This window comes from Streptomyces sp. NPDC003697 (assembly GCF_053587115.1).
Genome location: NZ_JBSFNN010000082.1, coordinates 1 through 23,266, shown reverse-complemented (window position 1 = coordinate 23,266; position 23,266 = coordinate 1). Strand labels below are relative to the sequence as shown.

Genomic DNA, 23,266 nt, shown 5'->3' with positions numbered 1-23,266 from the left:
TGTCGCACCGGCGAGGATCCCGCATGCGCACCGCCCTCCTGCAGAGCTCCGGCCGCCCCGGCTCGACCGTCGAGAACCTCAAGGTCCTTGACGAGGCCGCGGGCCGGGCCGCTGCCGCGGGTGCCGCGCTGCTCGCCGCGCCGGAGATGTTCCTCACCGGGTATGCGATCGGCGACGGCATCGGCCGCCTCGCCGAGTCCGCCGACGGCGACGCGGCGGACGCGATCGCCGAGCTGGCCTCCCGGCACGGCCTGGCGATCGCCTACGGCTACCCCGAGCGGGACGGCGACGCCGTCCACAACTCGGCCCAGCTGATCTCCGCCGACGGCACCCGGCTCGCGAACTACCGCAAGACCCACCTCTTCGGCTGCTTCGAGCGCGACCACTTCACCCCGGGCGACCAGCCGGTCGTACAGGCCGAGCTGAACGGTCTCACCGTCGGTCTGATGATCTGCTATGACGTCGAGTTCCCGGAGAACGTCCGCGCGCACGCCCTCGCCGGCACCGACCTCCTCCTCGTGCCCACGGCGCAGATGCACCCGTTCCAGTTCGTCGCCGAGTCCCTGGTGCCGGTGCGTGCCTGGGAGAACCAGATGTACGTCGCGTACGTCAACCGGGTCGGCCCCGAGGGCGAGTTCGAGTTCGTCGGCCTCTCCACGCTCGCCGGCCCTGACGGAGTCGCCCGCACCCGCGCCGGCCGCGGCGAGGAACTCGTCCTCGCAGACGTCGACCCCGCCTTCCTGGCCGCCTCCCGCGAGGCGAACCCGTACCTGAAGGACCGCCGCCCCGGCCTGTACGGGTCGCTCGTCTGAAACCCCTCAAGCCGTTCCCAGTTCTTCCGCGCAAGGAGTCCGTACCCCATGACGTCCACCGTGCCCAACGCCGTCGAGCACGCAGACGAGCAGCAGCCGCCGATCACCATGTTCGGTCCGGACTTCCCGTACGCGTACGACGACTTCCTCGCCCACCCGGCCGGCCTCGGGCAGATACCCGCGACCGAGCACGGCACCGAGGTCGCGGTCGTCGGTGGCGGTCTGTCCGGCATCGTCGCCGCCTACGAGCTGATGAAGATGGGCCTGAAGCCCGTCGTCTACGAGGCCGACCAGATCGGCGGCCGGCTGCGCACCGTCGGCTTCGAGGGCTGCGACCCGTCGCTGACCGCCGAGATGGGCGCCATGCGCTTCCCGCCGTCCTCCACGGCCCTGCAGCACTACATCGACCTGGTGGGCCTCGAGACCAGGCCCTTCCCGAACCCGCTGGCCGAGGCGACCCCGTCGACCGTCGTCGACCTCAAGGGCGAGTCGCACTACGCCGAGACGATCGACGACCTGCCGCAGGTCTACCGGGACGTCGCGACCGCCTGGAACCGCTGCCTGGAGGAGGGCGCCGACTTCTCCGACATGAACCGCGCGATGCGCGAGCGGGACGTGCCGCGCATCCGGGAGATCTGGTCGAAGCTGGTCGAGAAGCTCGACAACCAGACCTTCTACGGCTTCCTGTGCGACTCCGAGGCCTTCAGCTCCTTCCGGCACCGCGAGATCTTCGGCCAGGTCGGCTTCGGCACCGGCGGCTGGGACACCGACTTCCCCAACTCCATCCTGGAGATCCTGCGCGTCGTCTACACCGAGGCCGACGACCACCACCGCGGCATCGTCGGCGGCTCCCAGCAGCTGCCGCTCCGGCTGTGGGAGCGCGAGCCGGAGAAGCTCGTGCACTGGCCCTACGGGACCTCGCTGAAGACCCTGCACGTGAACGGCGAGCCCCGCCCCGCGGTCACCCGGCTGCACCGCACCGCGGGCAACCGGATCACGGTGACGGACGCGAACGGCGACATCCGCACCTACCGGGCGGCCGTCTTCACGGCCCAGTCCTGGATGCTGCTCTCCAAGATCCAGTGCGACGACGCACTCTTCCCGATCGACCACTGGACCGCCATCGAGCGCACCCACTACATGGAGTCCAGCAAGCTCTTCGTCCCCGTCGACCGGCCGTTCTGGCTGGACAAGGCCGTCGACGAGGAGGGGAATCCGACCGGCCGGGACGTCATGTCGATGACCCTCACCGACCGCATGACCCGCGGCACGTACCTCCTCGACGACGGCCCGGACCGGCCCGCCGTGATCTGCCTGTCCTACACCTGGTGCGACGACAGCCTGAAGTGGCTGCCGCTGTCCGCCAACGAGCGGATGGAGGTCATGCTCAAGTCGCTGTCGGAGATCTATCCGAACGTCGACATCCGCAAGCACGTCATCGGCAACCCGGTGACGGTCTCCTGGGAGAACGAGCCCTACTTCATGGGCGCGTTCAAGGCCAACCTGCCCGGCCACTACCGCTACCAGCGGCGCCTGTTCACGCACTTCATGCAGGACCGGCTGCCCGAGGACAAGCGCGGCATCTTCCTGGCCGGCGACGACGTCTCCTGGACGGCCGGCTGGGCGGAGGGCGCCGTGCAGACCGCGCTGAACGCGGTCTGGGGCGTCATGCGCCACTTCGGCGGGGAGACCGATCCGTCCAACCCCGGCCCCGGCGACGTCTACGACGAGATCGCCCCCGTCGAACTGCCGGAGGACTGACGCCGGTTCACACCCCGGCCGCCCGGGCCTTCTCGTAGACCTCCGCGGCCACGTCCGCGAGTTCCCGGGCGTCGCGCACGGTGGCCTGGAAGTCGACCAGGATCTCCTCCAGGCCGACAGCGGCGTGGGCGGCCAGGTCCTCGACGATCTGGTCGGCGTCCCCCTGGAAGGGGGACCGGCCGCTGCCGCCACGGGCCGTCGCCGAGTACCTGGCGTTCGCCCTGAGCACCGTGCGGACGGGCTGTCGACGGCCACGCTCGGCGGCGAGCTCCCGCAGTTCGGCCCACTGGCGCGCGACCCGCGCGGCGCCCGTGCCCAACGGCAGCCAGCCGTCGGCGTGGTCGACCAGCCGGCGCATGGCCCTCGGCGTGGACGCGGCCAGCAGGATCGGGATCGGCCGGGCGGGCTTGGGGCCGACGACGGCCGAGTCGATTCTCGTCACCTCTCCGGTCCAGCGCACCGGGTCCGGCCCCCACACCGCCCGGCACACGTCGATGACCTCCTCCAGCATCCGGCCGCGCTCCTCGATCGGCCGGATCCCCGATGCCGCGTACTCGTCGAGGGACCAGCCCGTGCCGAAGCCCGCCAGCACCCGGCCCCCGCTCGCCGCGTCCAGCGAGGCGAGGGCCTTGGCGAGCTGGAAGGGCATGTGCAGCGGGGCGACCAGCACGCTGCTGCCCAGCCGGACCCGTTCGGTGGCCGCCGCGGCCAGGGTCAGCGTGACCAGCGGATCGGCGACGCCGCGGTAGGAGTCCGGCCAGGGCAGGCCCTCGACACCGTACAGGCCCTGCGCGGCGGGCTCCGGGAAGAGGGCCCGCTCGTACACCCAGAGGCTGTCGTAACCGATCCGCTCGGCGGCGCGCGCCACCTCGGGCACGTCCCTGCCGAGGTGGTACTGGCGGTTCTGCGGAAGGCCCAGCCCCAGACGGATCGCCATGGCGGTGCACTCCTTGGTCGTCTGCCGTGTCCGCCGCACAACGTACAGTGACCCCGCAGGCTCACGGGCCGATCCGCTGGGGATGTCCGGATCGGTCGGAGCGGCCAGAACAGCCGGATCGGGGCAGATCGGCCGGAACGGTCGGGTCAGTCGGGTCAGTCGGGCAGGGGCGTGAGCAGCATGCGCCCGGCGAAGCCCACCGCCGCGTCCAGCCGCTGGGCGAACTCCTCGGCAAGGTCGGGCAGCAGTCGCAGCGCCCACAGCGCCCGCGCCGCCGACCAGGTGGCGTCCCGGGCCCGCTCCAGGCTCCACGAGCCGAGGAGGTGGGTGAGCGGATCGGCGATCTGCAGCAGGTCCGGGCCCGGCATCAGGTCTTCGCGGATGCGCTCCTCCAGGGAGACGAGGAGGTCGCCCACCCGGTCGAACTCGCCCTCCAGGTCGGCCGGTTCGCAACCCAACGCACGGCAGGCGTCCACGACGGCGAGGGCCAGGTCGTGGCCGATGTGCGCGTTGATGCCCGCCAGCGCGAACTGCAGGGGGCGTACGCCGGGATGCCGGCGGAACTGGAACAGCGGCCGCCAGCAGGCCGGTGGGCGCCGGTCACCGGCCACCGCCTCCACCGCGGCGAGGTACCGCTGCGCGAAGCGGACGTCCAGCGTGGTCACGGCCCGCGGGTCCGTGAACTGCCCGGTGTCCAGGCGCCGGCCGACCTCCTCGGTGACGGCGAGGTAGACGCGGTTGAACACCGCGACCCCGTCCCGCCCGGGCAGCGAGGCGTCCAGGGCGCGCATCCGGGCCACGACCGCGTCCACGGTGTCCGCGCGAGGGGTGTGGTGTGCCGATTGCGCCATGGGGGCAGGCTCCCAGGCCCGGACCGGTGTGGGCCCCGACCGGCCCGGCACTTCCCCGGAACGGGGGACGTCCGCGGGGACGGGCGGACCGGCCGGAATCCCGACGGCGGCGGCCACCAGGGCCTCGGCCGACGGTCCGGTGCGGCGCCACCCCGGGCAGGAGGTGGCGCCGCCGACGGCAACGGGGTGGCGCCGCCACGGGAAGGGGGGCGCCGCGGCCTGTCGATCCGTCGTGCCTACGACCGGGCGCGGTGAGTGCCCTCCCCGGTCGGGCCCTGCGGAGCCGCCGTGCCTCCCTCGGCCGTCGCGCCGTACGACGAGGTGCCCTCGGCCGTGGCGCCGTACGACGAGGTGCCCTCGTCCAGCAGCGGTTGCTGCGTCTTGAGGTGGGCCGGGGCGAACAGCCGCAGCGCGTGGTAGCCGGTGATCACGACCAGCGTGCCCAGCGCGATACCGCTGAGGGAGAAGGTGTCGGTGAACTTCATGCTGACGTTGCCGACGCCGATGATGATGCCGGCCGCGGCCGGCACCAGGTTCAGCGGATTGCGCAGGTCGACCCCGGCGTTCGTCCAGATCTGGGCGCCGAGCAGACCGATCATGCCGTACAGGATGACCGTGATCCCGCCCAGCACGCCGCCGGGCACCGCGGCCACCACCGCCCCGAACTTGGGGCAGACGCCGAACAGGAGCGCGAAGCCGGCGGCGGCCCAGTAGGCGGCGGTCGAGTAGACGCGGGTCGCGGCCATCACGCCGATGTTCTCGGAGTACGTGGTGTTGGGCGGGCCGCCCACCGCGGTGGACAGCATGGAGGCCACGCCGTCCGCCGAGATCGCGGTGCCCAGCTCGTCGTCCAGCGGGTCGCCGGTCATCTCGCCGACCGCCTTGACGTGCCCGGCGTTCTCCGCGACCAGCGCGATGACGACGGGGAGCGCGACGAGGATCGCCGACCACTGGAACGACGGCCCGTGGAAGGAGGGCAGCCCGATCCAGTCGGCCCGGGCGACACCGGAGAGGTCCAGCCGCCAGTGGTCGGTGAGCTTGCCGCTCGCGTCGACCGAGTGGATCCTGCCGAAGACCCGGTCGCACGCCCAGGAGAGGACGTACCCGAAGACGAGGCCGAGGAAGATCGCGATCCGGGACCAGAAGCCGCGCAGGCAGACCACGGCCAGCCCGGTGAAGAGCATGACCAGCAGAGCCGTCCACTGGTCCTGGGGCCAGTACGTCGTCGCGGTCACCGGGGCCAGGTTGAAGCCGATCAGCATGACGACCGCGCCGGTCACGATCGGCGGCATCGCCGCATGGATGATCCGCGCCCCGAAGCGCTGCACGGCGAGGCCCACCAGGAACAGCGCCGCGCCGACGACGAGGACCGCGCCGGTCACGGTCGCGCTCGTGCCGCCCTGCGCGCGGATGACCGCGGCGACACCGACGAAGGACAGCGAGCAGCCCAGGTAACTGGGCACCCGGCCGCGTGTGGCGAGCAGGAAGATGACCGTCGCGACGCCCGACATCATGATCGCGAGGTTGGGGTCGAGGCCCATGAGCACGGGCGCGACGAAGGACGCGCCGAACATCGCCACGACGTGCTGGGCACCGAGCCCGGCCGTGCGGGGCCAGGAGAGCCGTTCGTCGGGCCGGACGACCGCTCCGGGTGCGGGCGTCCGCCCGTCACCGTGCAGCTTCCAGCGCACGCCGAGGTCCATGGTGGTATTTCGCTTTCTGTTTTCGGCCACTGTCCGAACCATTGTCCAGGGTGACCAGCCGTGCTCGTTCACCTGATCGCACCAGTCAGCCCCCGCGCACGCCCGCCGGCCGGTGGCCTGCGGCCCGGTGCGGCGACGCCGGGCCGGGGAAACGGGCCGGCCGGTACCTCCCGACCGCCCTCCTGAGCGTCCGCTTAGGATGGGTGCGCAGCCGCCTCACCAGTGACGTTCAGGAGCACCGCCCGTGACCGCCGAAGCCCCGACCGCCCCCACCCTGTCGTACGGCCGGCTGATTCCCGTCGCCGTCCACTTCGACGACCTCGACGCGCTCGGGCTGCTGCACAACGCCCGCTACCCGCTGATGGTCGAACGGGCCTGGTCCGAGCTGTGGCGAGAGCACGGGTTCCACTTCGAGGGCGACTGGGTGGAGGCCGGTGACGCCTGCAACGCGGTCAAGGAACTGCGGATCACCTACGAGGCCCCGGTGACCCGGCCGGGTGCGTACGCCGTTCACCTGTGGCTGGAGCGGCTCGGCAACACCGGTCTGACCTACGGCTTCCGTTTGTGCTCGGCGGACGGCGCCTTCACGTACGCGCACGGCACCCGGGTGCTGGTGCGGCTGGACGCGGGGTCCCTGCGCCCCGCCCCGTGGAGCGAGCGGTTCAGGGCCGCGGCTCGGGAACTGCTGCGCCGGCGGAGCTGACCTTCGGGCGGTCCCGGTCGCCCGCGCGCAGCACGCCCGCGAAACCGGCGAGTCCGCAGGCCAGCACCGTCACCAGGGCGAACGACACCACCAGGCTGGTCGCCTGGGCCAGGCCGCCGACGGCGCTCGGCGCCACCAGCCCCGAGGTGTACGTGACGGTCGCCACACCCGCGATGGCCTGGCTGGGGTTCGGTCCGCTGCGGCCCGCCGCCGCGAAGCACAGCGGCACGACGACCGCGATCCCGAGCCCCAGCAGGGCGAACCCGGTCATCGCCACCGCCGGCTGCCGCGCCAGCACGACGAGCAGCCCGCCGAGCGCGGCGAGGACACCGCTCACCCGCACCGTGCGTACCGAGCCGAACCGGTCCACCACCTTGTCGCCCGCGATTCGGGCCACGGCCATGGTGAGGGTGAACCCCGTCGTGCACGCGGCCGCGAGACCGGCGGAGGTCTCCAGTTGCGTCCGCAGGTACACCGCGGACCAGTCCAGGCTCGCACCCTCGGCGAACACCGCGCAGAACACGATCGCCCCGATCAGCAGCGCCGACCTCGGCGGCAGGGCGAACCGGGGCGGCGGCTCCTCGTGCACCGCGGGCCGCAGGTCGAGCACCCAGGTGCACGCGGCCAGGCCCGCCGCCGTCAGGACCCCGGCCGCAAGGGCGTGGTGCAGCCGGGCGTCCGAGCCGAGGTGCGCGGCGAGCGTGCCGGCCGCCGATCCGGCCAGCGCGCCCGCGCTCCACATGCCGTGCAGACCGGACATGATCGACCGGCCGAGCCGGCCCTCGACCTCCACACCCAGCGCGTTCATCGCGACGTCGGCCATGCCCGCGGTGGCTCCGTAGACGAACAGCGCCAGGCAGAGTGTGAGGAGGTTCACCGCGAGGGCCGGCAGGGCCAGCGACAGCGTCCACAGCGCGATCAGTGCCCGCAGGGCGTTGCGGGTGCCGAGCCGGTGGCTGACGCCGCCCGCGAGGGGCATGGCGAGCGAGGCGCCCAGCGCGGGGAGGGCCAGGGCGAGTCCCAGCTGACCGGGGCCGATCGAGGCGTGGTCCTGGATCCACGGCACGCGGGTGGCGAACGAGCCGGTGACCGCTCCGTGGACGGCGAAGACGGCCGCCACGGCGTACCGGGCCCGCCTCACCTCGTGCCGGCCAACCACCGTGCTCATGGGTCCCTCCCCTCCTGATTCCCGCCGGTCCGTTACATGCCCGGCTGAACTATCAGGGAACCTGCCTGATAGGTGGACGTGAGACACGGACGGGCGCCGGCCGAGCGGCACCGTCCATCTGGGTGGATCCCCGGCATGCCCGCATCCCCGAGCACCGTCCGGGCCATCAACGACCGGCTCGCCCTGCGGCTGTTGCAGCAGGAAGGGCCGCTGACGGCAGGGCGGCTGAAGCAGCTCACCGGTCTGTCCCGGCCCACGGTCGCCGACCTCGTCGAGTGCCTGACCGAGTCCGGCCTCGTCACCGTGGTCGGCGAGTCGGGGGAGCGGCGGCGCGGCCCGAACGCGCGGCTGTACGGGATCGTCGCCGGCCGCGCCCACCTGGCCGCCCTCGACGTGCGCACGGAGAGCGTCGCGGTGAGCGTCTCCGACCTGCTCGGACGGGTGCTGGCCGAGGCGTCCGCGCCGATCGGCGGCGACCTGGGGACCGGGCTCGCGGTGGAGCGGGCGGTGACGCCGGTGGAGCGGGCCGGCCGGAAGGCGGGTGTGGCGAGCCTGCACACGGTCGGCATCGGCGCGCCGGGTCCGATCGACCCGGTCACGGGCGAACTGCGTGACTCCACCGGCCTGCCCGAGTGGCACCGCCGGCTGGTGGCCGCGCTGCAGGAACGGCTTCCGGGCGCCCGCGTCGTCGTCGGGAACGAGACCAACCTCGCGGCCCTGGCCGAGCAGCGCGACGGGGCGGCCCGGGACCGCGACACGTTCGTGCTGCTGTGGCTCGGCCACGGCACGGGCGCCGCCGTCGTCCTGGACGGCAGGTTGCGTCGCGGTGCGTCCGGCGGCACCGGTGAGATCGGCTTCATGCCGGTGCCCGGCACGGGCGCGCTGCCGTCGGCGACCGACTGCGGGGGAGGCTTCCACGCCCTGGCGGGCTCGGCCGCGATCGTGGACCTGGCCGGCCGCTTCGGCCTGTCGGCGTATACGTGGGACCAACGGCCGCCGGCCGCGGAAGTCGTCCGCCCGGGCGGCGGAGACGCTCGCAGGGATCCCGGCCGGCCCGTCCCTCGGCGCCACTGACGGCGGCGCGGATTCCGGCGCCGGCGGTGTCGCCGCCGACCGCGCCGCCGCCTTCCTCGACGCGCTCGCCGGGCGTCTCTCCCTCGGCGTCGCCTCCGTCGTGGCCGTTCTGGACCCCGGGTGCGTCGTCCTGGTCGGCGAGGTCGGGCAGGCCGGCGGGGACGCGCTGGCCACCCGCGTGGCGGAGCGGATCCGGCGGATGTCGCCGCTGCCGACGCAGGTGCGCCCGAGCGCCCTGGGCGGCGGTGCCGTCCTGCGCGGGGCACTGCTGATGGCGCGGGACCGCGCCCAGGACGAGTTGTTGGCACCGCCGGAGCACTGAGCGCCGGCGTGCGGTCGAGGTGCCGGGATGCGGGCCACCGCCCCCGGCGGCCGACCTGCCCGGCCGGTCCGGTGAGGGGCCCGGCGGCGGGCAAGGGCCGTCGTCACCGCCACCGGACCGTAGGCCAGACCCTAAAAGGACTAGACCATTCGGGTCAATGGGTTCGGAGCGGGCGAGCCCCGTCGCCCGGCGGGGGAGCCGCCTCCGGCCTTACCTCGCGGCCCACGGCGCCCGCACGGTGTGTGAGTGAGCCCACACCGATCGTGGGGCCGTGTGCGGACGGATCATGGCACACTGTCCGTGTACCAGTAGCAGCGCACTCCGGGGTCGGTGAAAGTCCGAACCGGCGGTTACAGTCCGCGACCCGGTCGCCTCCAGCGGCCGGTTGACCAGGTGAAATTCCTGGACCGACGGTTAAAGTCCGGATGGGAGGCAGTGCGCGGCGGGCGAGCAGGTGTGCGCGCCGCCGTCTGGGCCCGTCCTGCGGACGGGGCCCGTCCGGCGTCGTCCCGGCGTTCCAGCCCGTGTTCTCTGTCGTCATCGACAGCCCCGGAGTCCGTGCCCGAATGAGGCAGGAGGACCCGGGACGTGTTCACCGGAATCGTCGAAGAGCTGGGCGAAGTAACCGCCGTCGAGGACCTCGGCGACGCCGCTCGCTTCCGGCTCCGCGGCCCCGTCGTGACCGAGGGCGCGCAGCACGGCGACTCCATCGCCGTGAACGGGGTGTGTCTCACCGTCGTCGAACACGAGGGCGACGAGTTCACCGCGGACGTCATGGCGGAGACCCTCAAGCGCTCCAGCCTCGGTGCCCTCTCCGTCGGTTCCCGCGTCAACCTGGAACGCCCCACCGCCGTCGGCGCGCGCCTCGGCGGGCACATCGTGCAGGGGCACGTCGACGGCACCGGCACGATTCTCGCCCGCACCCCCTCGGAGCACTGGGAGATCGTCAGGATCTCGCTCCCCGCGGACCTCGCGCGCTACGTCGTGGAGAAGGGCTCCATCACCGTCGACGGCATCAGCCTGACCGTCGTCGAGGCGGGCCCCGACTACTTCACCGTCAGTCTCATCCCGACCACCCTCGCGCTGACCACGCTCGGCCTCAAGCAGCCCGGCGACCCGGTCAACCTCGAAGTGGACGTCGTCGCCAAGTACGTCGAGCGGCTGCTGGCGGCCGGTCAGGGGGCCGGCCGGTGAACTGGCTCAACTCCGAGGCCTTCGTCCTCTTCCACCAGCACATCAAATGGTCCGACATGATCGGCAACGTGATCGGCCTGATCGGCCTCGCGTTCGGCTGGCGGCGCTCGATCTGGAGCTGGCCGGTCCAGTTCCTCTCCGGGCTCATCCTCTTCGCCGCCTTCGCCACCGCTCACCTCTCCGGCAGCGCCGGCAAGCAGGTGGTCGTCATGGTTGTCGCCGTCTACGGCTGGTGGCAGTGGAACCGCGGCCGGGGCCAGGCGGAGGACGGCCACATCGCCGTGCGGTTCGCCGCCTGGCGCGAACGCCTGGTGCTGGCCGGCGCGGCCGCCCTCGGCACCGTCGCGGTCGCCGGGCTGTTCACCGCGTACCCGTCCCTGTCCTGGGACCCCTGGCCGGACGCCTACATCTTCGTCGGCACGATCGTCGCCATGTACGCCCAGGCGCGCGGCATGGTCGAGTTCTGGTTCGCCTGGCTGCTCGTGGACGCCGTCGGCGTCCCGCTCAACTTCGCCAACGGCTTCGCCTTCTCCGGCTTCGTCTACGTCATCTACGGCGCACTCGTCCTGTGGGGCATGCGCGACTGGTGGCTGCGCTCCCGCAAGGCCGCGCGGCCCGTCATGGAAGGAGCGCCGGCATGACCTCCCGCCCGTCGTCCACCACCGGCCCCAACGAGGCTCCCCCGCAGCAGAGGACACCTCAGGACTCGCACCCCGCCGCACCCTTGGTCCCACCGGTCCTCTACGGCGCCGACGACATCGAGGACTTCACCCTCGACCCGGTCGAGCAGGCCGTCGCCGACATCGCCGCCGGCCGCCCGGTCGTGGTCGTCGACGACGAGGACCGCGAGAACGAGGGCGACCTCGTCATGGCCGCCGAGAAGGTGACCGAGGAGATCGTCGCCTTCATGATGAGCGAGTGCCGCGGCCTGATCTGCGTCCCCATGGAGGGCGAGGAACTGGACCGGCTGCGGCTGCCGCAGATGGTCGAGGACAACACCGAGTCGATGAAGACCGCCTTCACGGTCTCGGTCGACGCCTCCGGCGCACACGGCGTCACGACCGGCATCTCCGCCGCCGACCGCGCCACCACGCTCCGGCTGCTGGCGAGCGGCACGGCCGAGCCGGCCGACTTCGTCCGCCCCGGCCACGTCTTCCCGCTGCGCGCCCGGCCCGGCGGGGTCCTCACCCGCAACGGGCACACCGAAGCCGCCGTCGACCTCGCCCGGCTCGCCGGACTGCGCCCGGCCGGCGCGATCGTCGAGATCGCCGGCGAGGACGGCCGCATGCTGCGCCTGCCCGAGCTCATCCCGTTCGCCCGCAAGCACGGTCTGACGATCATCTCCATCGAGGACCTGATCGCCTACCGGCGCTCTCCCGGGCTCGCGGCTCCGGCGGCGCACGGGACGGTCGTGTGCGAGCCCACCGTCCGCCGGGAGGCGGAGGTCCACCTGCCGACCGCCCACGGCACCTTCACGGCCCACGGCTACCGCTCCACCGTCGACGGCGTCGAGCACGTCGCGCTGGTGCACGGCGAGATCGGCGACGGCGAGGACGTCCTCGTCCGCGTCCACTCCGAGTGCCTCACCGGCGACATCTTCGGCTCCCTGCGCTGCGACTGCGGCCCCCAGCTGGACGCCTCCCTGGAGCGCATCCAGGCCGAGGGCAGGGGAGTGGTGGTGTACCTGCGCGGGCACGAGGGGCGCGGCATCGGCCTGATGTCCAAACTGCGCGCCTACGAGCTCCAGGAGCGTGGCCGCGACACACTCGACGCCAACCTCGAACTCGGCCTGCCCGCCGACGCCCGCGACTACGGCGCCGGGGCGCAGATCCTGGCCGACCTCGGCGTGCGCAGCGTCCGGCTGATGACCAACAACCCCGACAAGGCCGGCGCGCTGACCCGGTACGGCCTGAAGGTCACCGCCCGCGAGCCGATGCCCGTCCAGGCGGGCGAACACAACATCCGCTACCTGCGCACCAAGCGGGACCGGATGGGACACGACCTGCCCTGGCTGGACGCGGCCGCCGCGGCCACCTGCGGCAACCAGTAACACGAACAGAGCACTGAGGAGACACGTGAGCGGCAAGGGTGCACCGGAGCTGTCCGTCCGGAACGTCGGCGACCTCAGGGTCGCCGTCATCGCGGCGCAGTGGCACGAGAAGGTGATGGACGGCCTGGTGGACGGCGCCCTGCGCGCCCTGCACGAGCTGGGGATCGACGAGCCGACCCTGCTCCGGGTCCCCGGCAGCTTCGAGCTCCCCGTCGTCGCCAAGGTGCTCGCGGGCCGCGGCTACGACGCCGTCGTCGCCCTCGGCGTCGTCATCCGCGGCGGCACCCCGCACTTCGAGTACGTGTGCCAGGGCGTCGCCCAGGGGCTGACCCAGGTGTCGGTGGAGACCGGCGTCCCCGTCGGCTTCGGCGTGCTGACCTGCGACACGGAGGAGCAGGCCCTGGACCGGGCCGGCCTGGAGGGCTCCCGGGAGGACAAGGGCCACGAGGCGGTGACCGCCGCGGTCGCGACCGCGGCCACACTCCGCTCGGTATCCGAACCCTGGCGGTGAGGAGTCGGCCGGACCGCGTAGGGTGGGGACCACCATGTCCAAGAAGACGTTCGAGGAGCTCTTCACCGAGCTCCAGCACAAGGCCGCCCACGGCGATCCCGCCACCTCCCGCACCGCCGAACTGGTCGGCAAGGGCGTCCATGCCATCGGCAAGAAGGTCGTCGAGGAGGCCGCCGAGGTGTGGATGGCCGCCGAGTACGAGGGCACGGAGGCGGCGGCCGAGGAGATCTCGCAACTGCTGTACCACGTGCAGGTGATGATGGTCGCCCGCGGCATCTCCCTGGACGACGTCTACGCCCATCTCTGAGCGGTCGCCTGCCGCACACCCTCACCCACACAGCCGTAGAACCACGCAAAGGAAGCCGACTTCATGCTGCGCATCGCCGTCCCCAACAAGGGTTCACTCTCCGGCCCTGCGGCGGACATGCTGCATGAGGCCGGCTACCAGCAGCGGCGCGAGGCCAAGGAACTGCGGATCGTCGACCCGGAGAACGAGGTCGAGTTCTTCTACCTCCGCCCCCGCGACATCGCGATCTACGTCTCCTCCGGCCGCCTCGACATCGGCATCACCGGCCGCGACCTGCTGATCGACTCCGGCGCCAACGCCGAGGAGATCCTTCCGCTCGGCTTCGCCCGCTCCACGTTCCGCTACGCCACCAGGCCCGGCACGGCGAACGGCGTGACGGACCTGAACGGCATGACGGTCGCCACGTCGTACGAGGGCATCGTCGCCAAGCACCTCGCCGACCACGGCATCGACGCCTCCGTCGTCCACCTCGACGGCGCCGTCGAGACCGCCGTCGAACTCGGCGTCGCCGAGGTCATCGCGGACGTGGTGGAGACCGGCACCTCGCTGCGCAACGCGGGCCTGGAGGTCATCGGCGAGCCGATCATGGAGTCCGAGGCGGTCGTGATCCGCCGCACCGGCGCCACCGCCGAGGACGGCGCCGAGCCCAAGGTGCAGCAGTTCCTGCGCCGCCTGCAGGGCGTCCTGGTCGCCCGGACGTACGTGATGATGGACTACGACTGCCGGGTCGAGCAGCTGGAGAAGGCCGTCGCGCTGACCCCGGGTCTGGAGTCCCCGACCGTCTCCCCGCTGCACAACGAGGGCTGGGTCGCCGTCCGCGCCATGGTCCCGGCCACGGAGGCCCAAAGGATCATGGACGACCTGTACGCCATCGGCGCCCGGGCCATCCTGACCACGGCCATCCACGCCTGCCGCCTCTGAGGTGCACCGAGCGATGACCGACCTGCCCGCGCTCCCCGTCACCTTCCGGCCCGGCCGCACCCGTGTCGTCCTGCTCTCCGCCGCGGTCGTGCTCTTCGGGGTGATCACCACCGTCACCCTGCTGCTGGAGCGGCTCGGCCCGGGCGAGCGCCTCAGCTTCGTCCTCACGGCGGCGCTCCTGTCGGCGGGCCTGCTGCTCCTCGCCCGGCCCAAGGTCGTCGCCGACGACTCCGGCGTCACCGTCGTGAACATCGCCACCGGCCGCCGTCTGGAGTGGGCCGAGATCCTCCGGGTCAACCTGCGTCCCGGCGATCCCTGGGTCTTCCTCGACCTCAGCGACGGCACCAGCCTGCCCGCCCTCGGCATCCAGCCGGGCATCGCCAAGCAGCGGGCCATCGCCGACGCCCGCGCCCTGCGCGCCCTGGTCGCGGCCCGCTCCCTGCCGGACCCCGACGGGTCGCGCGGCGAACATCACGGCTGACTCGGGGCGTCCACCCTGCCGCATGGGGCGGTGTCTTGATTAATCTGGTGGCGGAGGCGTTTTCGCTGCGCCTCCGCTCCTGTGCTCCGGCCCGGTGCCCAGGGGCTCCTGCTACCCGAGGAGTGACTCCCTCCGGCGATGGACGGATCGTCCTGCAGTACCTGCGCCGCCCCCTGCCGACATAGCGCGGACCGCGTCCGCGTCTACGCGGAGGCGGCGGCATCATGACCACCCCCCTGCTGCTCCTAGGAGCGGCTTTCCTGCTGATCGTGGCCAACGGCTTCTTCGTGGCCGCCGAGTTCGGCCTGGTGACCGTGGACCGGTCGGAGGCCGAGAAGGCCGCCGCCGAGGGCGACCGGCGGGCCCGAACGGTCGTCGAGTCGCTCAAGGAGCTGTCGTTCCAGCTCTCCGGCACCCAGCTCGGCATCACCATCACCTCCCTCGTCGTCGGCATGCTCGCCGAGCCCGCGCTGGCCGAGCTGCTGCACGGCCCGTTCACCGCGGTCGGCGTCCCCGAGGGCGCCGTCTCCGGCGTCGCCGTGGTCGTCGGCATGCTCCTCGCCTCCGCCGTGCAGATGGTGATCGGCGAGCTCGTGCCCAAGAACTGGGCGGTGTCCCGGCCGCTGCAGGTCGCGCGCTTCGTCGCCGGCCCGCAGCACCTGTTCTCCCGCCTGTTCCGCCCGGTGATCGCGGCGCTCAACGCGGTCGCCAACCGGCTGGTCCGCGCCCTGGGCGTCGAGCCCGCCGACGAGCTGGCCTCCGCCCGCACACCCGGCGAGCTGGTGTCCCTGGCGCGCCACTCCGCGCAGGCCGGCGCCCTGGAACAGGACACGGCGGACCTGTTCGTGCGGACCCTGTCCCTGGGCGAGCTGACCGCGCAGCACGTCATGACCCCGCGGGTGAAGGTCAGCGCCCTGCAGTCGTCGGCGACCGCCGAGGACGTGGTCAACCTGACCCGCGCCACCGGCCTGTCCCGCTTCCCCGTCTACCGGGAGAAGATCGACGAGATGGTCGGCATGGTCCACCTGAAGGACGCCCTGGCCGTCCCGGTGGGGGACCGGCTGCGCACCCCCGTCGGCCTCATCGCCCGCCAGGCCCTGCTCGTCCCGGAGACCCTGCCGGTGCAGCCGCTGCTGGCGCGGCTGCGCAGCGAGCAGCCCATCGCGGTCGTGGTCGACGAGTACGGCGGCACGGCGGGCGTCGTGACGCTGGAGGACATCGTCGAGGAACTCGTCGGCGAGGTCCGCGACGAGCACGACGCCAAGGACGTGCCCGACCTGGCCCCGGCCCCGCCGGAGGACGGCAACCCCGCGTGGGACGTCGACGGCGGCTGCCGCGTCGACCTGCTCAGGCGCATCGGCCTCCAGGCGCCCGAGGGGCCCTACGAGACCGTCGCCGGGCTGGTCGCCGACCTGCTCGGGCGCATCCCGGCCCCCGGTGACCGGGTCGAGCTGCCGGGCTGGCGGCTGTCCGTGCGCCAGGTCGGGCACTACCGCGCGGAGCGGGTCCGGCTGGTGCGGACGGCCCCCGCGGCCGACGCCGTCGCCGTCGCGGTGGAGGCCGCCCGATGAGCGTGCTCCAACTGTTCTTCGCCGCGCTGCTGGTGCTCGCCAACGGGTTCTTCGTCGGCGCCGAGTTCGCGCTCGTGTCCGTCCGCCGCAGCCAGATCGAGCCGCTCGGCACCACCCGGGCCCGGCAGGTCATCCACGGCCTGGAGCGGCTGCCGCAGATGATGGCGGCCGCGCAGTTCGGCATCACCGTCTGCTCGCTGACCCTCGGTGCCGTCGCCGAGCCGACGGTGGCCCACCTGCTGGAGCCGGTGTTCGAGTGGATCCACCTGCCGCAGGGCGTGATCCACCCGCTCGGCTACGTCCTGGCGCTGGCGGCCGTGGTCTTCTTCCACCTCGTCATCGGCGAGATGGTGCCGAAGAACCTCGCCATGGCCGCGCCGGAGAAGGCCGCGCTGTGGCTGGGCCCCGGTCTGGTCGCCTTCGCCCGGCTGTGCCGGCCCATCACCGTGGCCCTGGGCGCCTGCGCCCAGGGCGTCCTGCGGCTGTTCAGGGTCGAGCCCAAGGACGAGGTCGAGGCCGTCTTCACCAGCGAGCAGCTCAACCGGCTGGTGGAGGACTCCGGCCAGGCCGGCCTCCTCGACCCCGAGGAGCAGGAGCGCCTGGAGGACGCGCTGGAACTGGGCTCCCGCCCGGTGACCGACGTGCTCATCAGGCGCGAGGCACTGGTGACGGTCAGCCCCTCGGTGACCCCTGGGGAGATCGTCGAGCTGACCGCCCGCACCGGGTACTCCCGTTTCCCCGTTGTCGCGGGGAACGGGGCCTTCATGGGCTTCCTCCACGTCAAGGACGTCCTCGACCTGGAGAACTCCGAGCGGGCCGTGCCGCAGCGGATATGGCGGCCCATGACGACGCTCGGCGTGGAGGTCCCGCTGGACGACGCGCTGACGGTCATGCGCCGGGCCGCGACGCACCTGGCCCAGGTGGCCGACACGAGCGGCAGGGTGCTGGGGCTGGTGGCGCTGGAGGACGTCCTGGAACTCCTGGTCGGTGAGGTCCGCGACCCCGCTCACCGCGTGCTGCCGGAGGTCCGTATGAGGCGGCCGCGGGCGACCGGGGAACCGGAGCAGGTACTGGCCACGTAGCCGCCGCCCGCGTGCGGGAGCCCCGGCTCCCGCACGCGGGCACGGACGTGGACGCCACCTTCCGCCCGCCACCGACTGGATGCCCCGGGGCGACGGAGCCGCGCGCGGCGGTCACATGTCCGGCGGGTCCTGGGGTCCCCGCCCCGACAGCACCTCACCGTAGGCCTGCATCAGGTCCGGCAGCCGCAGCGTGGCCAGATCCTCCCGCGACAGCGCCCCCGCGTAGGCGGACAGCCTCAGATCCCGGTACGCGCAGCTCTTCTCGTACAGCGTCCGCAGGAACCGCCCGTTGCCCAGCTCGTCGATCCACCCCTGGTCGACCACGTGCCCGGCGATCGAGCGCAGCTCGTCGAGGGCTTCCTCGTCCCACAGGTCACCGTTCTCCGCGGCGAGCACCCGGCCGATCTCGGTGAGCTCCGCCGGCCGGTAGGAAGGGAAGTCCACCCGCGTCGTGAACCGCGACGACAGACCGGGGTTGGCGGCGAGCAGGCGGTCCATGCCCTCGGGGTAACCGGCGAGGATCACCACGAGGTGATCCCGGTTGTCCTCCGCCCGCTTCAGCAGCACCTGCAGCGCCTCGTCACCGTACGCGTCGCCCTTGCCGTACCCGGAGTTCGACAGGGAGTAGGCCTCGTCGACGAAGAGGACACCGCCGATCGCGGAGTCGATCAGCTCGTTGGCCTTGACGGCGGTCTGGCCGAGGTACTCGCCGACCAGGTCGGCCCGCTGCGCCTCGACCAGGTGGTCGCCGCCGAGCAGACCGAGCGCGTAGAACACGCGGCCGAGGATCCGGGCGACCGTGGTCTTGCCGGTGCCGGAGGGACCGGAGAAGACGAAGTGGCGTTTCGGCGGCTGCACGGGCAGCCCCTGCCCAGCCCGCAGCCGGGCCATGTTCAGCTGTGCAGAAAGCGCTTTGACCTGGCGTTTCACTGGTTCCAGTCCGACCATGCGCTCAAGTTGGGCGAGCGCCTCCTCGAGTAACGCGCAGTCGGTGGGCCCGGTGGGCAGCGGGTTCGGCGGCCCGGCGGTCCGCCGGCGCACCGCCGGGTCGGTCACCGACGGCTGGGGACCGGCCGGCGGCAGGTCGGGATCGGGCAGTCTCAGATCCCTGCCGTCGGCGCCGAAGAACGGGTCCAGGCCGTCCGCGCCGTCCACAGAGTCCTGACCGGCGCCGCTGAGCGTGATCGCCGCGAGATCGGTTCCGTCGTACCCGTCGCCCTCGGCGATCGCCGCGAGCCGGGCGGAGGTGTCCATGAACGCCGGGTCGACCCGGTGCACCGCCCGGTACAGCGGCAGCGCCGCGGCGCTGCGGCCGGTGCCCTCCAGGGCCCGCGCCAGCCAGTACCGCAGCTCCTTGCGCTGCGGCTGCTCGCTGCGGCAGCGCATCAGCGCCGCCGACAGCAGCGGTTCGGCCTGCCCGTACATCTCCAGCCGGACCCTCGCCATACCGCCGAACAGGCCCGCTTCGATGCCGAGCAGGGGGTCGTCGACGAGGGGGTCGGTGTGCCGGACGAGCTGTTCCCAGTCCTTGACGAGGTAGGAGCGGCAGGCGTGCAGGAACCGGACGTGGTGGTCGGCGTCCACGGGCGGCAGTCCGGCCAGCGCCCGGTCCAGCTCCGGCACATGGCGGCCGTCCAGCCAGTGCGAGGCGTGCGCGAGCAGCAGGTCGCGGGGGCTTTCCAGCACGGGCTGCACCCACCAGCCCAGCCAGTACCAGGAGTTGAGCGCCCTGCGGTGCCGGGCGCGCTGCTCGCCGAAGCGGTCCCGGTGACGGAACATCCGCAGCAGCGCGGTCGTCGTGTCGACGCGCAGCGCATGCAGCCCGAGCCAGCCGTCGGCCATGCCGGGATCCATCCGGACCGCGGCCCGGAACTCCTCCTCGGCCTGCGGATAGGCGCCCATCGTGTAGGCGTCCACGCCTCGCAACCAGGCGAGGTCGGCCGGGGCCTCGGGGCCCCGCGTGCCGAAATCCATCACGTCCCCCACAAACCGTGCCCCCGTAGGTCCACCCCGACCGGATGTCGTCCGGCGGATGCCTGCGTCGAACCGCTGTGCCGCGGACGGGAGTTGCGGGTGCGAAGCAGCCGCCCGACGGTCGCACCAGGGCATCGTACCCGCGAGGCGGTCGCCCGCCGAAGGGTGCCGCACAGGCTATTCGGCGAGGTGGGAGAAGGATGCGGCAGATCGCGGGCGGTGACCCAGGGTGATCACGCGGGTGCTTCACGGCACCGGGGGGAGGAGGTATCGGGACAGAACGAAGCCCCCGGTCACGGGGGAACAACCGGGGGCTTCGCGTCTGCCGACGGTCCCGCAGGACCGCACATTGAGAACGTAAGACCTGTACGGCCCCCCGGTCAAGCAGAGTTGTGGCCTTCGGGGAACTTCGCCCGCGAGGGTCCCGGCGGGTTCAGCGCAGGGGCGGCGCACCGTCACCGTCGGTGACCGCGCGGTCCGGACCAGCCGGGGCAAGAGGCCCGCAAACCGTCTCATATCCGCGCATCGTCTGCCGCACCAGAAGATCCGCGAACGGCCGGGAGGGGTCCTGGGTGAAGTGCCGGCGTTCCGCCTCGACCCATCCGGCCCAGAAGTCCGCCTGTTCCGCGCCGTCCCGCGAGCGGCCCCGCGCCCAGGACTCCTCGTGCGGCAGCTCCATCCAGAGCAGGTGGGCCAGGTGGGGGCGCAGCGCCCGGCGGCCGGCGCCCACACCCTCGACCAGCACCACGGGAGCCGGCGGCAGCGCGCGCGGGGGGCCGAAGCGCCGGGCGTGCCAGTCGTAGGGGCGGTAGTGCGCCACGGCGCCACGGGCGAGTGGTCCGATCACGTCGTCCAGCAGTCGCCGGTCCCACGCGAACAGTTCCTCGTGCGTCGCGATGTCGTCCAGGTGGAGCACGGGCGCACCGCCGAGTGCGCCGGCCAGCCGCCCGGCGAAGGTGGACTTCCCCGAGCCCGCGTGCCCGTCGACGGCGACCAGACGGACGGGGCCGCAGGACGGGGGGAGCCGGCGAAGGAGGCGGGCGAGGGTATGGATGGCGGTTCCGGGGCGTGGAGAGGGCGTGGCAGGTATCGGCGGCACAGTCTAGTGGCGTCCCCGGCGGGGAGGGGGGGGGCAGCGGCGAGCGCGGCGCCGGGGTGCCGCAGGTCATGCCAGTGGTCGGGACCAATATTGGTGGGCGTGGCGTCGGCCGAAGTGCTGGCGGGAGCGGGTCGCCGCGGTCATAGTGAGCCCACATCGTGCACGGACCCGCCCCGACTCGGACACCTGGGGGTCTCTCACCCATGAGCCAAGCCGAACAGCCGTCCCGCAGAACCGTCCTGGCCGCAGCGGTCGCCGCCGCGGTCGTGGGGAGCGCGGCCCCGGCGGCCGCCGTGACCTTCCCGGCCGCCGGCACCTCCCACGGCCGCCCGGGCCGCGGCACCACGCCGGCCCGCCCGGTCGACAACCGCTTCTGGACGACGTACCCCGACTGGCGCGGCGGGGAGGCGCACGGCACGCTCGCCGTCGCCGGCCTCCGGCCCGGGATCCGGATCGCCGCCGCGGCCGGCACCACCGACTACACCGACCCGCACACCGGCACGACCGCGTCGTGGGAGTACGCCACCTGGACCTCACCGGTCCACCGGCTCACCGTCCCGGCCACCGAGGCGGTCGCCTCGTGGAACGCGCACACCCCGGCGGGCACCTGGCTCCAGGTGGAACTGAGGGGCACGTACTCCGACGGCACGGACACCCCCTGGTACGTGATGGGCCGCTGGGCGGCCGGCGACCAGGACATCAGACGCACCTCGGTCGACGGCCAGAGCGACGGCAGGAGCACCGTCTGGACGGACACCTTCGCCGTCGACGACCCGGCCTCCGGGCTGCGCCTGACGTCGTACCGGCTGCGGCTGACCCTGTACCGCAGGCCCGGCACGCAGTTGACCCCCACCGTGTGGCGGGCCGGCGCCATGGGCTCCGACGTCCCCGCCCGCTTCACGGTCCCGGCCTCGACGCCCGGCACGGCCGCGGAACTGGCCGTCCCCCGCTACTCGCAGGAGGTGCACGCCGGCCAGTACCCCGAGTACGACAGCGGAGGCGAGGCCTGGTGCAGCCCCACCTCCTCGCAGATGATCATCGAGTACTGGGGCGGGCGCCTCACGCCGGAGCAACTGGCGTGGGTGAACCCCGAGTACGCCGACCCGCAGATCTGCCACGCGGCCCGGTACACCTATGACCACCAGTACGCCGGCTGCGGCAACTGGCCGTTCAACGCGGCGTACGCGGCCACCTTCCCGGGCCTGCAGGGCGTCGTCACCCGGCTCGGCTCGCTCACCGACCTGGAGACGCTGATCGCGGCGGGCATCCCGGCCATAACGTCCCAGTCCTTCCTCAAGACCGAACTGACCGGGGCCGGTTACGGTACCTCCGGGCACCTGATGACGGTCATCGGCTTCACCGCCGACGGCGACGTGATCGCCAACGACCCGGCCTCCGTCAGCGACGAGGCGGTGCGCCGCGTCTACCGGCGCCGCGAGTTCGAGAACATCTGGCTGCGCACCAAGCGGTACAACGCCTCCGGCAAGGTCGTCTCCGGCACCGGCGGCGTCTGCTACCTGTACTTCCCGGCGCAGCCCACCTCCCGCCAGTGCAAGGCGCTCGCGGCGGTGGGCGTGCGCTGACACCGGCCGACGCGGACGAGGGGGCCCCGGGCGACCGGGGCCCCTCGCTGTGAGCAACCTCTCCGCCGCCCGCGCCGTCCGCGGTGGCAAGGTGGATGCGAAGGCGCGGCGCGTCCGCCGTGCACGTACGACCTCTGCGAGACACGATGAGCGCCCACGCAGCCGAAGCCTCCCGCATCCGCACCGGCGGTCCCCGGGACGACGGCCCGAAGATCGCCGAACACGTCCTCGGCTGGACCCTCGTCGTGGTGATCGCGATGCTCGTCACCCAACTCGGACTGCTGTGACCTGAGACACGGCCGACCTGCCATACTGCGGCTGTCCCGCCGCCCGTCGAAGACCAGGTCCCCCGTGCACACGAGCCGTCCGTGCGACGCCGCCCCCTCCGCAGCCCTCCACCCCGCACGGGCGGAGAGGAGCGCCGTCCGGCCGCGGGGTACCGAGCGCTCCGCGGCACGTCGCGCCGAACTCATCGCCGTCGGGCGGAAGCTGTTCGCCGACACCCCCTACGACGCCCTGTCGATGGACGACATAGCCCGGCAGGCCCACGTCGCCAAGGGGCTCATCTACTACTACTTCCGTTCCAAGCGCGGCTACTACCTGGCGATCGTCGAGGCCTCCGTGGCCGACCTGATCGCCTTCGCGGCGGGCGGCACGGACCTGCCGGCCGTGGGCCGGGTGCACCGCACGATCGACGGCTACCTGCGCTACGCCGAGCACAACCAGGCCGCCTACCGCACCATCGTCAGCGGCGGCGTCGGCTTCGACACCCAGGTGCACGCCATCCGCGACGGCGTGCGCGAGGCGATGGTCGCGACCATCGCCGAGGGGGCCTACGGCCGCACCACGATCGCACCCCTGGCCCGCATGGGCCTGCTGGCCTGGGTGTGCGGCGTCGAGGGTGCGACCCTCGACTGGATCGCCCGCCCCGAACTGTCCCGAGACACGATGCGGGCCCTGCTCGTGAGGACCCTCGGCGGCGCCCTGCGCGCCATCGGGGAACTCGACCCCACCCACCCGGCCCCCGAGCCGGCCCGCCGCTCCGCCTAGTCCCGCGGCAGGCGACGTTCGCACGACGGGGCGAACGCGGCGATGCGGGACAACAACGGCGCCGGGCTGCTGATCCTGTCCGACAGCTACTACGAGCGCGACGCGGAGGGCC

General features: G+C 72.8%; 21 protein-coding genes, 1 pseudogene and 1 riboswitch. Of the genes and pseudogenes, 16 read left to right on the top strand and 6 right to left on the bottom strand.

The annotated features are described in order from the left end of the window. The first annotated feature begins 23 nt into the window (after positions 1-23). Together ACWDNY_RS25670 and ACWDNY_RS25665 are read left to right on the top strand one after the other, a co-directional pair. Positions 24-812 carry a carbon-nitrogen hydrolase family protein gene (locus tag ACWDNY_RS25670; protein ID WP_451648147.1) on the top strand — a complete coding sequence of 263 codons (789 nt, stop codon included), beginning with the start codon at positions 24-26 and terminating at the stop codon, positions 810-812. Between the two features lie 48 nt (positions 813-860). Next, positions 861-2,573, top strand: coding sequence for a flavin monoamine oxidase family protein (locus tag ACWDNY_RS25665; RefSeq protein WP_451648146.1), 1,713 nt, complete (start codon positions 861-863; stop codon positions 2,571-2,573). A 7-nt stretch (positions 2,574-2,580) separates the two neighbouring features. On the opposite strand, the gene ACWDNY_RS25660 is transcribed toward ACWDNY_RS25665, so the two are convergent. The 3 genes from ACWDNY_RS25660 to ACWDNY_RS25650 form a co-directional block, all read right to left on the bottom strand. Further along, entirely contained in the window at positions 2,581-3,510 is a 930-nt protein-coding gene (locus tag ACWDNY_RS25660) for an LLM class F420-dependent oxidoreductase (RefSeq protein ID WP_451648145.1), read from the bottom strand. Between the two features lie 155 nt (positions 3,511-3,665). Next, the gene (locus ACWDNY_RS25655; RefSeq protein ID WP_451648144.1) at positions 3,666-4,361 is read right to left on the bottom strand and encodes a DUF5995 family protein; all 696 of its coding nucleotides are present in this window, start codon (positions 4,359-4,361) and stop codon (positions 3,666-3,668) included. A gap of 236 nt (positions 4,362-4,597) precedes the next feature. Then, positions 4,598-6,064 carry a uracil-xanthine permease family protein gene (locus ACWDNY_RS25650; protein WP_451648153.1) on the bottom strand — a complete coding sequence of 489 codons (1,467 nt, stop codon included), beginning with the start codon at positions 6,062-6,064 and terminating at the stop codon, positions 4,598-4,600. Between the two features lie 244 nt (positions 6,065-6,308). Here ACWDNY_RS25650 and ACWDNY_RS25645 point away from each other — a divergent pair, with 244 nt between their 5' ends. Further along, on the top strand, positions 6,309-6,767 hold the full coding sequence (locus ACWDNY_RS25645) for an acyl-CoA thioesterase (protein ID WP_451648143.1): 459 nt from the start codon (positions 6,309-6,311) through the stop codon (positions 6,765-6,767). On the opposite strand, the gene ACWDNY_RS25640 is transcribed toward ACWDNY_RS25645, so the two are convergent. Beyond that, a complete protein-coding gene (locus tag ACWDNY_RS25640) occupies positions 6,727-7,935 on the bottom strand; it encodes an MFS transporter (RefSeq protein WP_451648142.1) in 1,209 nt (402 codons plus the stop codon). The genes ACWDNY_RS25645 and ACWDNY_RS25640 overlap by 41 nt on opposite strands. 135 nt (positions 7,936-8,070) lie before the next feature. Between ACWDNY_RS25640 and ACWDNY_RS25635 the strand changes: the two are divergent. The 10 genes and pseudogenes from ACWDNY_RS25635 (at position 8,071) to ACWDNY_RS25590 (ending at position 17,448) form a co-directional block, all read left to right on the top strand. After that, positions 8,071-9,331 (top strand): annotated as a pseudogene (locus tag ACWDNY_RS25635) (ROK family transcriptional regulator). 312 nt (positions 9,332-9,643) lie between these two features. Continuing rightward, a riboswitch (FMN riboswitch) is annotated at positions 9,644-9,774 on the top strand. Positions 9,775-9,919: 145 nt separating this feature from the next. Beyond that, entirely contained in the window at positions 9,920-10,525 is a 606-nt protein-coding gene (locus ACWDNY_RS25630) for a riboflavin synthase (protein WP_451648141.1), read from the top strand. Next, entirely contained in the window at positions 10,522-11,166 is a 645-nt protein-coding gene (locus ACWDNY_RS25625) for a nicotinamide mononucleotide transporter family protein (RefSeq protein ID WP_451648140.1), read from the top strand. Before ACWDNY_RS25630 ends, ACWDNY_RS25625 begins: the two co-directional genes overlap by 4 nt. Then, on the top strand, positions 11,163-12,575 hold the full coding sequence (locus tag ACWDNY_RS25620) for a bifunctional 3,4-dihydroxy-2-butanone-4-phosphate synthase/GTP cyclohydrolase II (RefSeq protein WP_451648139.1): 1,413 nt from the start codon (positions 11,163-11,165) through the stop codon (positions 12,573-12,575). Before ACWDNY_RS25625 ends, ACWDNY_RS25620 begins: the two co-directional genes overlap by 4 nt. A 25-nt stretch (positions 12,576-12,600) precedes the next feature. Further along, positions 12,601-13,086: a 6,7-dimethyl-8-ribityllumazine synthase gene (ribH, locus tag ACWDNY_RS25615; RefSeq protein WP_451648137.1), complete on the top strand. Its 486-nt coding sequence runs from the start codon at positions 12,601-12,603 to the stop codon at positions 13,084-13,086. Between the two features lie 34 nt (positions 13,087-13,120). Then, positions 13,121-13,393 (top strand): phosphoribosyl-ATP diphosphatase, encoded by a 273-nt coding sequence (locus tag ACWDNY_RS25610; RefSeq protein ID WP_451648136.1) that lies wholly within the window; start codon positions 13,121-13,123, stop codon positions 13,391-13,393. Between the two features lie 63 nt (positions 13,394-13,456). After that, complete coding sequence (gene hisG, locus ACWDNY_RS25605; protein WP_451648135.1) at positions 13,457-14,314, top strand: ATP phosphoribosyltransferase; 858 nt, start codon at positions 13,457-13,459, stop codon at positions 14,312-14,314. Between the two features lie 13 nt (positions 14,315-14,327). Next, a complete protein-coding gene (locus tag ACWDNY_RS25600) occupies positions 14,328-14,795 on the top strand; it encodes a PH domain-containing protein (RefSeq protein WP_451648134.1) in 468 nt (155 codons plus the stop codon). 224 nt (positions 14,796-15,019) lie between these two features. Continuing rightward, on the top strand, positions 15,020-16,366 hold the full coding sequence (locus tag ACWDNY_RS25595; protein WP_451648133.1) for a hemolysin family protein: 1,347 nt from the start codon (positions 15,020-15,022) through the stop codon (positions 16,364-16,366). Beyond that, positions 16,363-17,448, top strand: coding sequence for a hemolysin family protein (locus ACWDNY_RS25590; RefSeq protein ID WP_451648132.1), 1,086 nt, complete (start codon positions 16,363-16,365; stop codon positions 17,446-17,448). Before ACWDNY_RS25595 ends, ACWDNY_RS25590 begins: the two co-directional genes overlap by 4 nt. Before the next feature lie 111 nt (positions 17,449-17,559). Here ACWDNY_RS25590 and ACWDNY_RS25585 read toward each other — a convergent pair whose 3' ends face one another. Together ACWDNY_RS25585 and ACWDNY_RS25580 are read right to left on the bottom strand one after the other, a co-directional pair. Then, entirely contained in the window at positions 17,560-19,422 is a 1,863-nt protein-coding gene (locus ACWDNY_RS25585; protein ID WP_451648152.1) for an AAA family ATPase, read from the bottom strand. 433 nt (positions 19,423-19,855) lie between these two features. Next, positions 19,856-20,476: a uridine kinase family protein gene (locus tag ACWDNY_RS25580; RefSeq protein WP_451648151.1), complete on the bottom strand. Its 621-nt coding sequence runs from the start codon at positions 20,474-20,476 to the stop codon at positions 19,856-19,858. A 248-nt stretch (positions 20,477-20,724) separates the two neighbouring features. On the opposite strand from ACWDNY_RS25580, the gene ACWDNY_RS25575 reads away from it, so the two are divergent. The 3 genes from ACWDNY_RS25575 to ACWDNY_RS25565 all read left to right on the top strand — a co-directional run bounded on the left by ACWDNY_RS25575 (position 20,725) and on the right by ACWDNY_RS25565 (position 23,154). Continuing rightward, positions 20,725-22,104: a peptidase C39 family protein gene (locus ACWDNY_RS25575; RefSeq protein ID WP_451648131.1), complete on the top strand. Its 1,380-nt coding sequence runs from the start codon at positions 20,725-20,727 to the stop codon at positions 22,102-22,104. A 146-nt stretch (positions 22,105-22,250) separates the two neighbouring features. After that, positions 22,251-22,391, top strand: a complete 141-nt coding sequence (locus tag ACWDNY_RS25570; protein WP_451648130.1) for an SCO1431 family membrane protein — start codon at positions 22,251-22,253, stop codon at positions 22,389-22,391. Between the two features lie 64 nt (positions 22,392-22,455). Then, positions 22,456-23,154, top strand: a complete 699-nt coding sequence (locus ACWDNY_RS25565; RefSeq protein WP_451648129.1) for a TetR/AcrR family transcriptional regulator — start codon at positions 22,456-22,458, stop codon at positions 23,152-23,154. Positions 23,155-23,266: the final 112 nt, after the last annotated feature.

What these genes read in the sequence shown, in the direction of transcription:
- ACWDNY_RS25585 (WP_451648152.1), bottom strand. Translation starts at nt 19,422, where the DNA reads ATGGATTTCGGCACGCGGGGCCCCGAGGCCCCGGCCGACCTCGCCTGG.
- ACWDNY_RS25650 (WP_451648153.1), bottom strand. Translation starts at nt 6,064, where the DNA reads ATGGACCTCGGCGTGCGCTGGAAGCTGCACGGTGACGGGCGGACGCCC.
- ACWDNY_RS25575 (WP_451648131.1), top strand. Translation starts at nt 20,725, where the DNA reads ATGAGCCAAGCCGAACAGCCGTCCCGCAGAACCGTCCTGGCCGCAGCG.
- ACWDNY_RS25600 (WP_451648134.1), top strand. Translation starts at nt 14,328, where the DNA reads ATGACCGACCTGCCCGCGCTCCCCGTCACCTTCCGGCCCGGCCGCACC.
- hisG (WP_451648135.1), top strand. Translation starts at nt 13,457, where the DNA reads ATGCTGCGCATCGCCGTCCCCAACAAGGGTTCACTCTCCGGCCCTGCG.
- ACWDNY_RS25655 (WP_451648144.1), bottom strand. Translation starts at nt 4,361, where the DNA reads ATGGCGCAATCGGCACACCACACCCCTCGCGCGGACACCGTGGACGCG.
- ACWDNY_RS25665 (WP_451648146.1), top strand. Translation starts at nt 861, where the DNA reads ATGACGTCCACCGTGCCCAACGCCGTCGAGCACGCAGACGAGCAGCAG.
- ACWDNY_RS25595 (WP_451648133.1), top strand. Translation starts at nt 15,020, where the DNA reads ATGACCACCCCCCTGCTGCTCCTAGGAGCGGCTTTCCTGCTGATCGTG.
- ACWDNY_RS25620 (WP_451648139.1), top strand. Translation starts at nt 11,163, where the DNA reads ATGACCTCCCGCCCGTCGTCCACCACCGGCCCCAACGAGGCTCCCCCG.
- ACWDNY_RS25570 (WP_451648130.1), top strand. Translation starts at nt 22,251, where the DNA reads ATGAGCGCCCACGCAGCCGAAGCCTCCCGCATCCGCACCGGCGGTCCC.
- ACWDNY_RS25640 (WP_451648142.1), bottom strand. Translation starts at nt 7,935, where the DNA reads ATGAGCACGGTGGTTGGCCGGCACGAGGTGAGGCGGGCCCGGTACGCC.
- ACWDNY_RS25610 (WP_451648136.1), top strand. Translation starts at nt 13,121, where the DNA reads ATGTCCAAGAAGACGTTCGAGGAGCTCTTCACCGAGCTCCAGCACAAG.
- ACWDNY_RS25660 (WP_451648145.1), bottom strand. Translation starts at nt 3,510, where the DNA reads ATGGCGATCCGTCTGGGGCTGGGCCTTCCGCAGAACCGCCAGTACCAC.
- ACWDNY_RS25590 (WP_451648132.1), top strand. Translation starts at nt 16,363, where the DNA reads ATGAGCGTGCTCCAACTGTTCTTCGCCGCGCTGCTGGTGCTCGCCAAC.
- ACWDNY_RS25670 (WP_451648147.1), top strand. Translation starts at nt 24, where the DNA reads ATGCGCACCGCCCTCCTGCAGAGCTCCGGCCGCCCCGGCTCGACCGTC.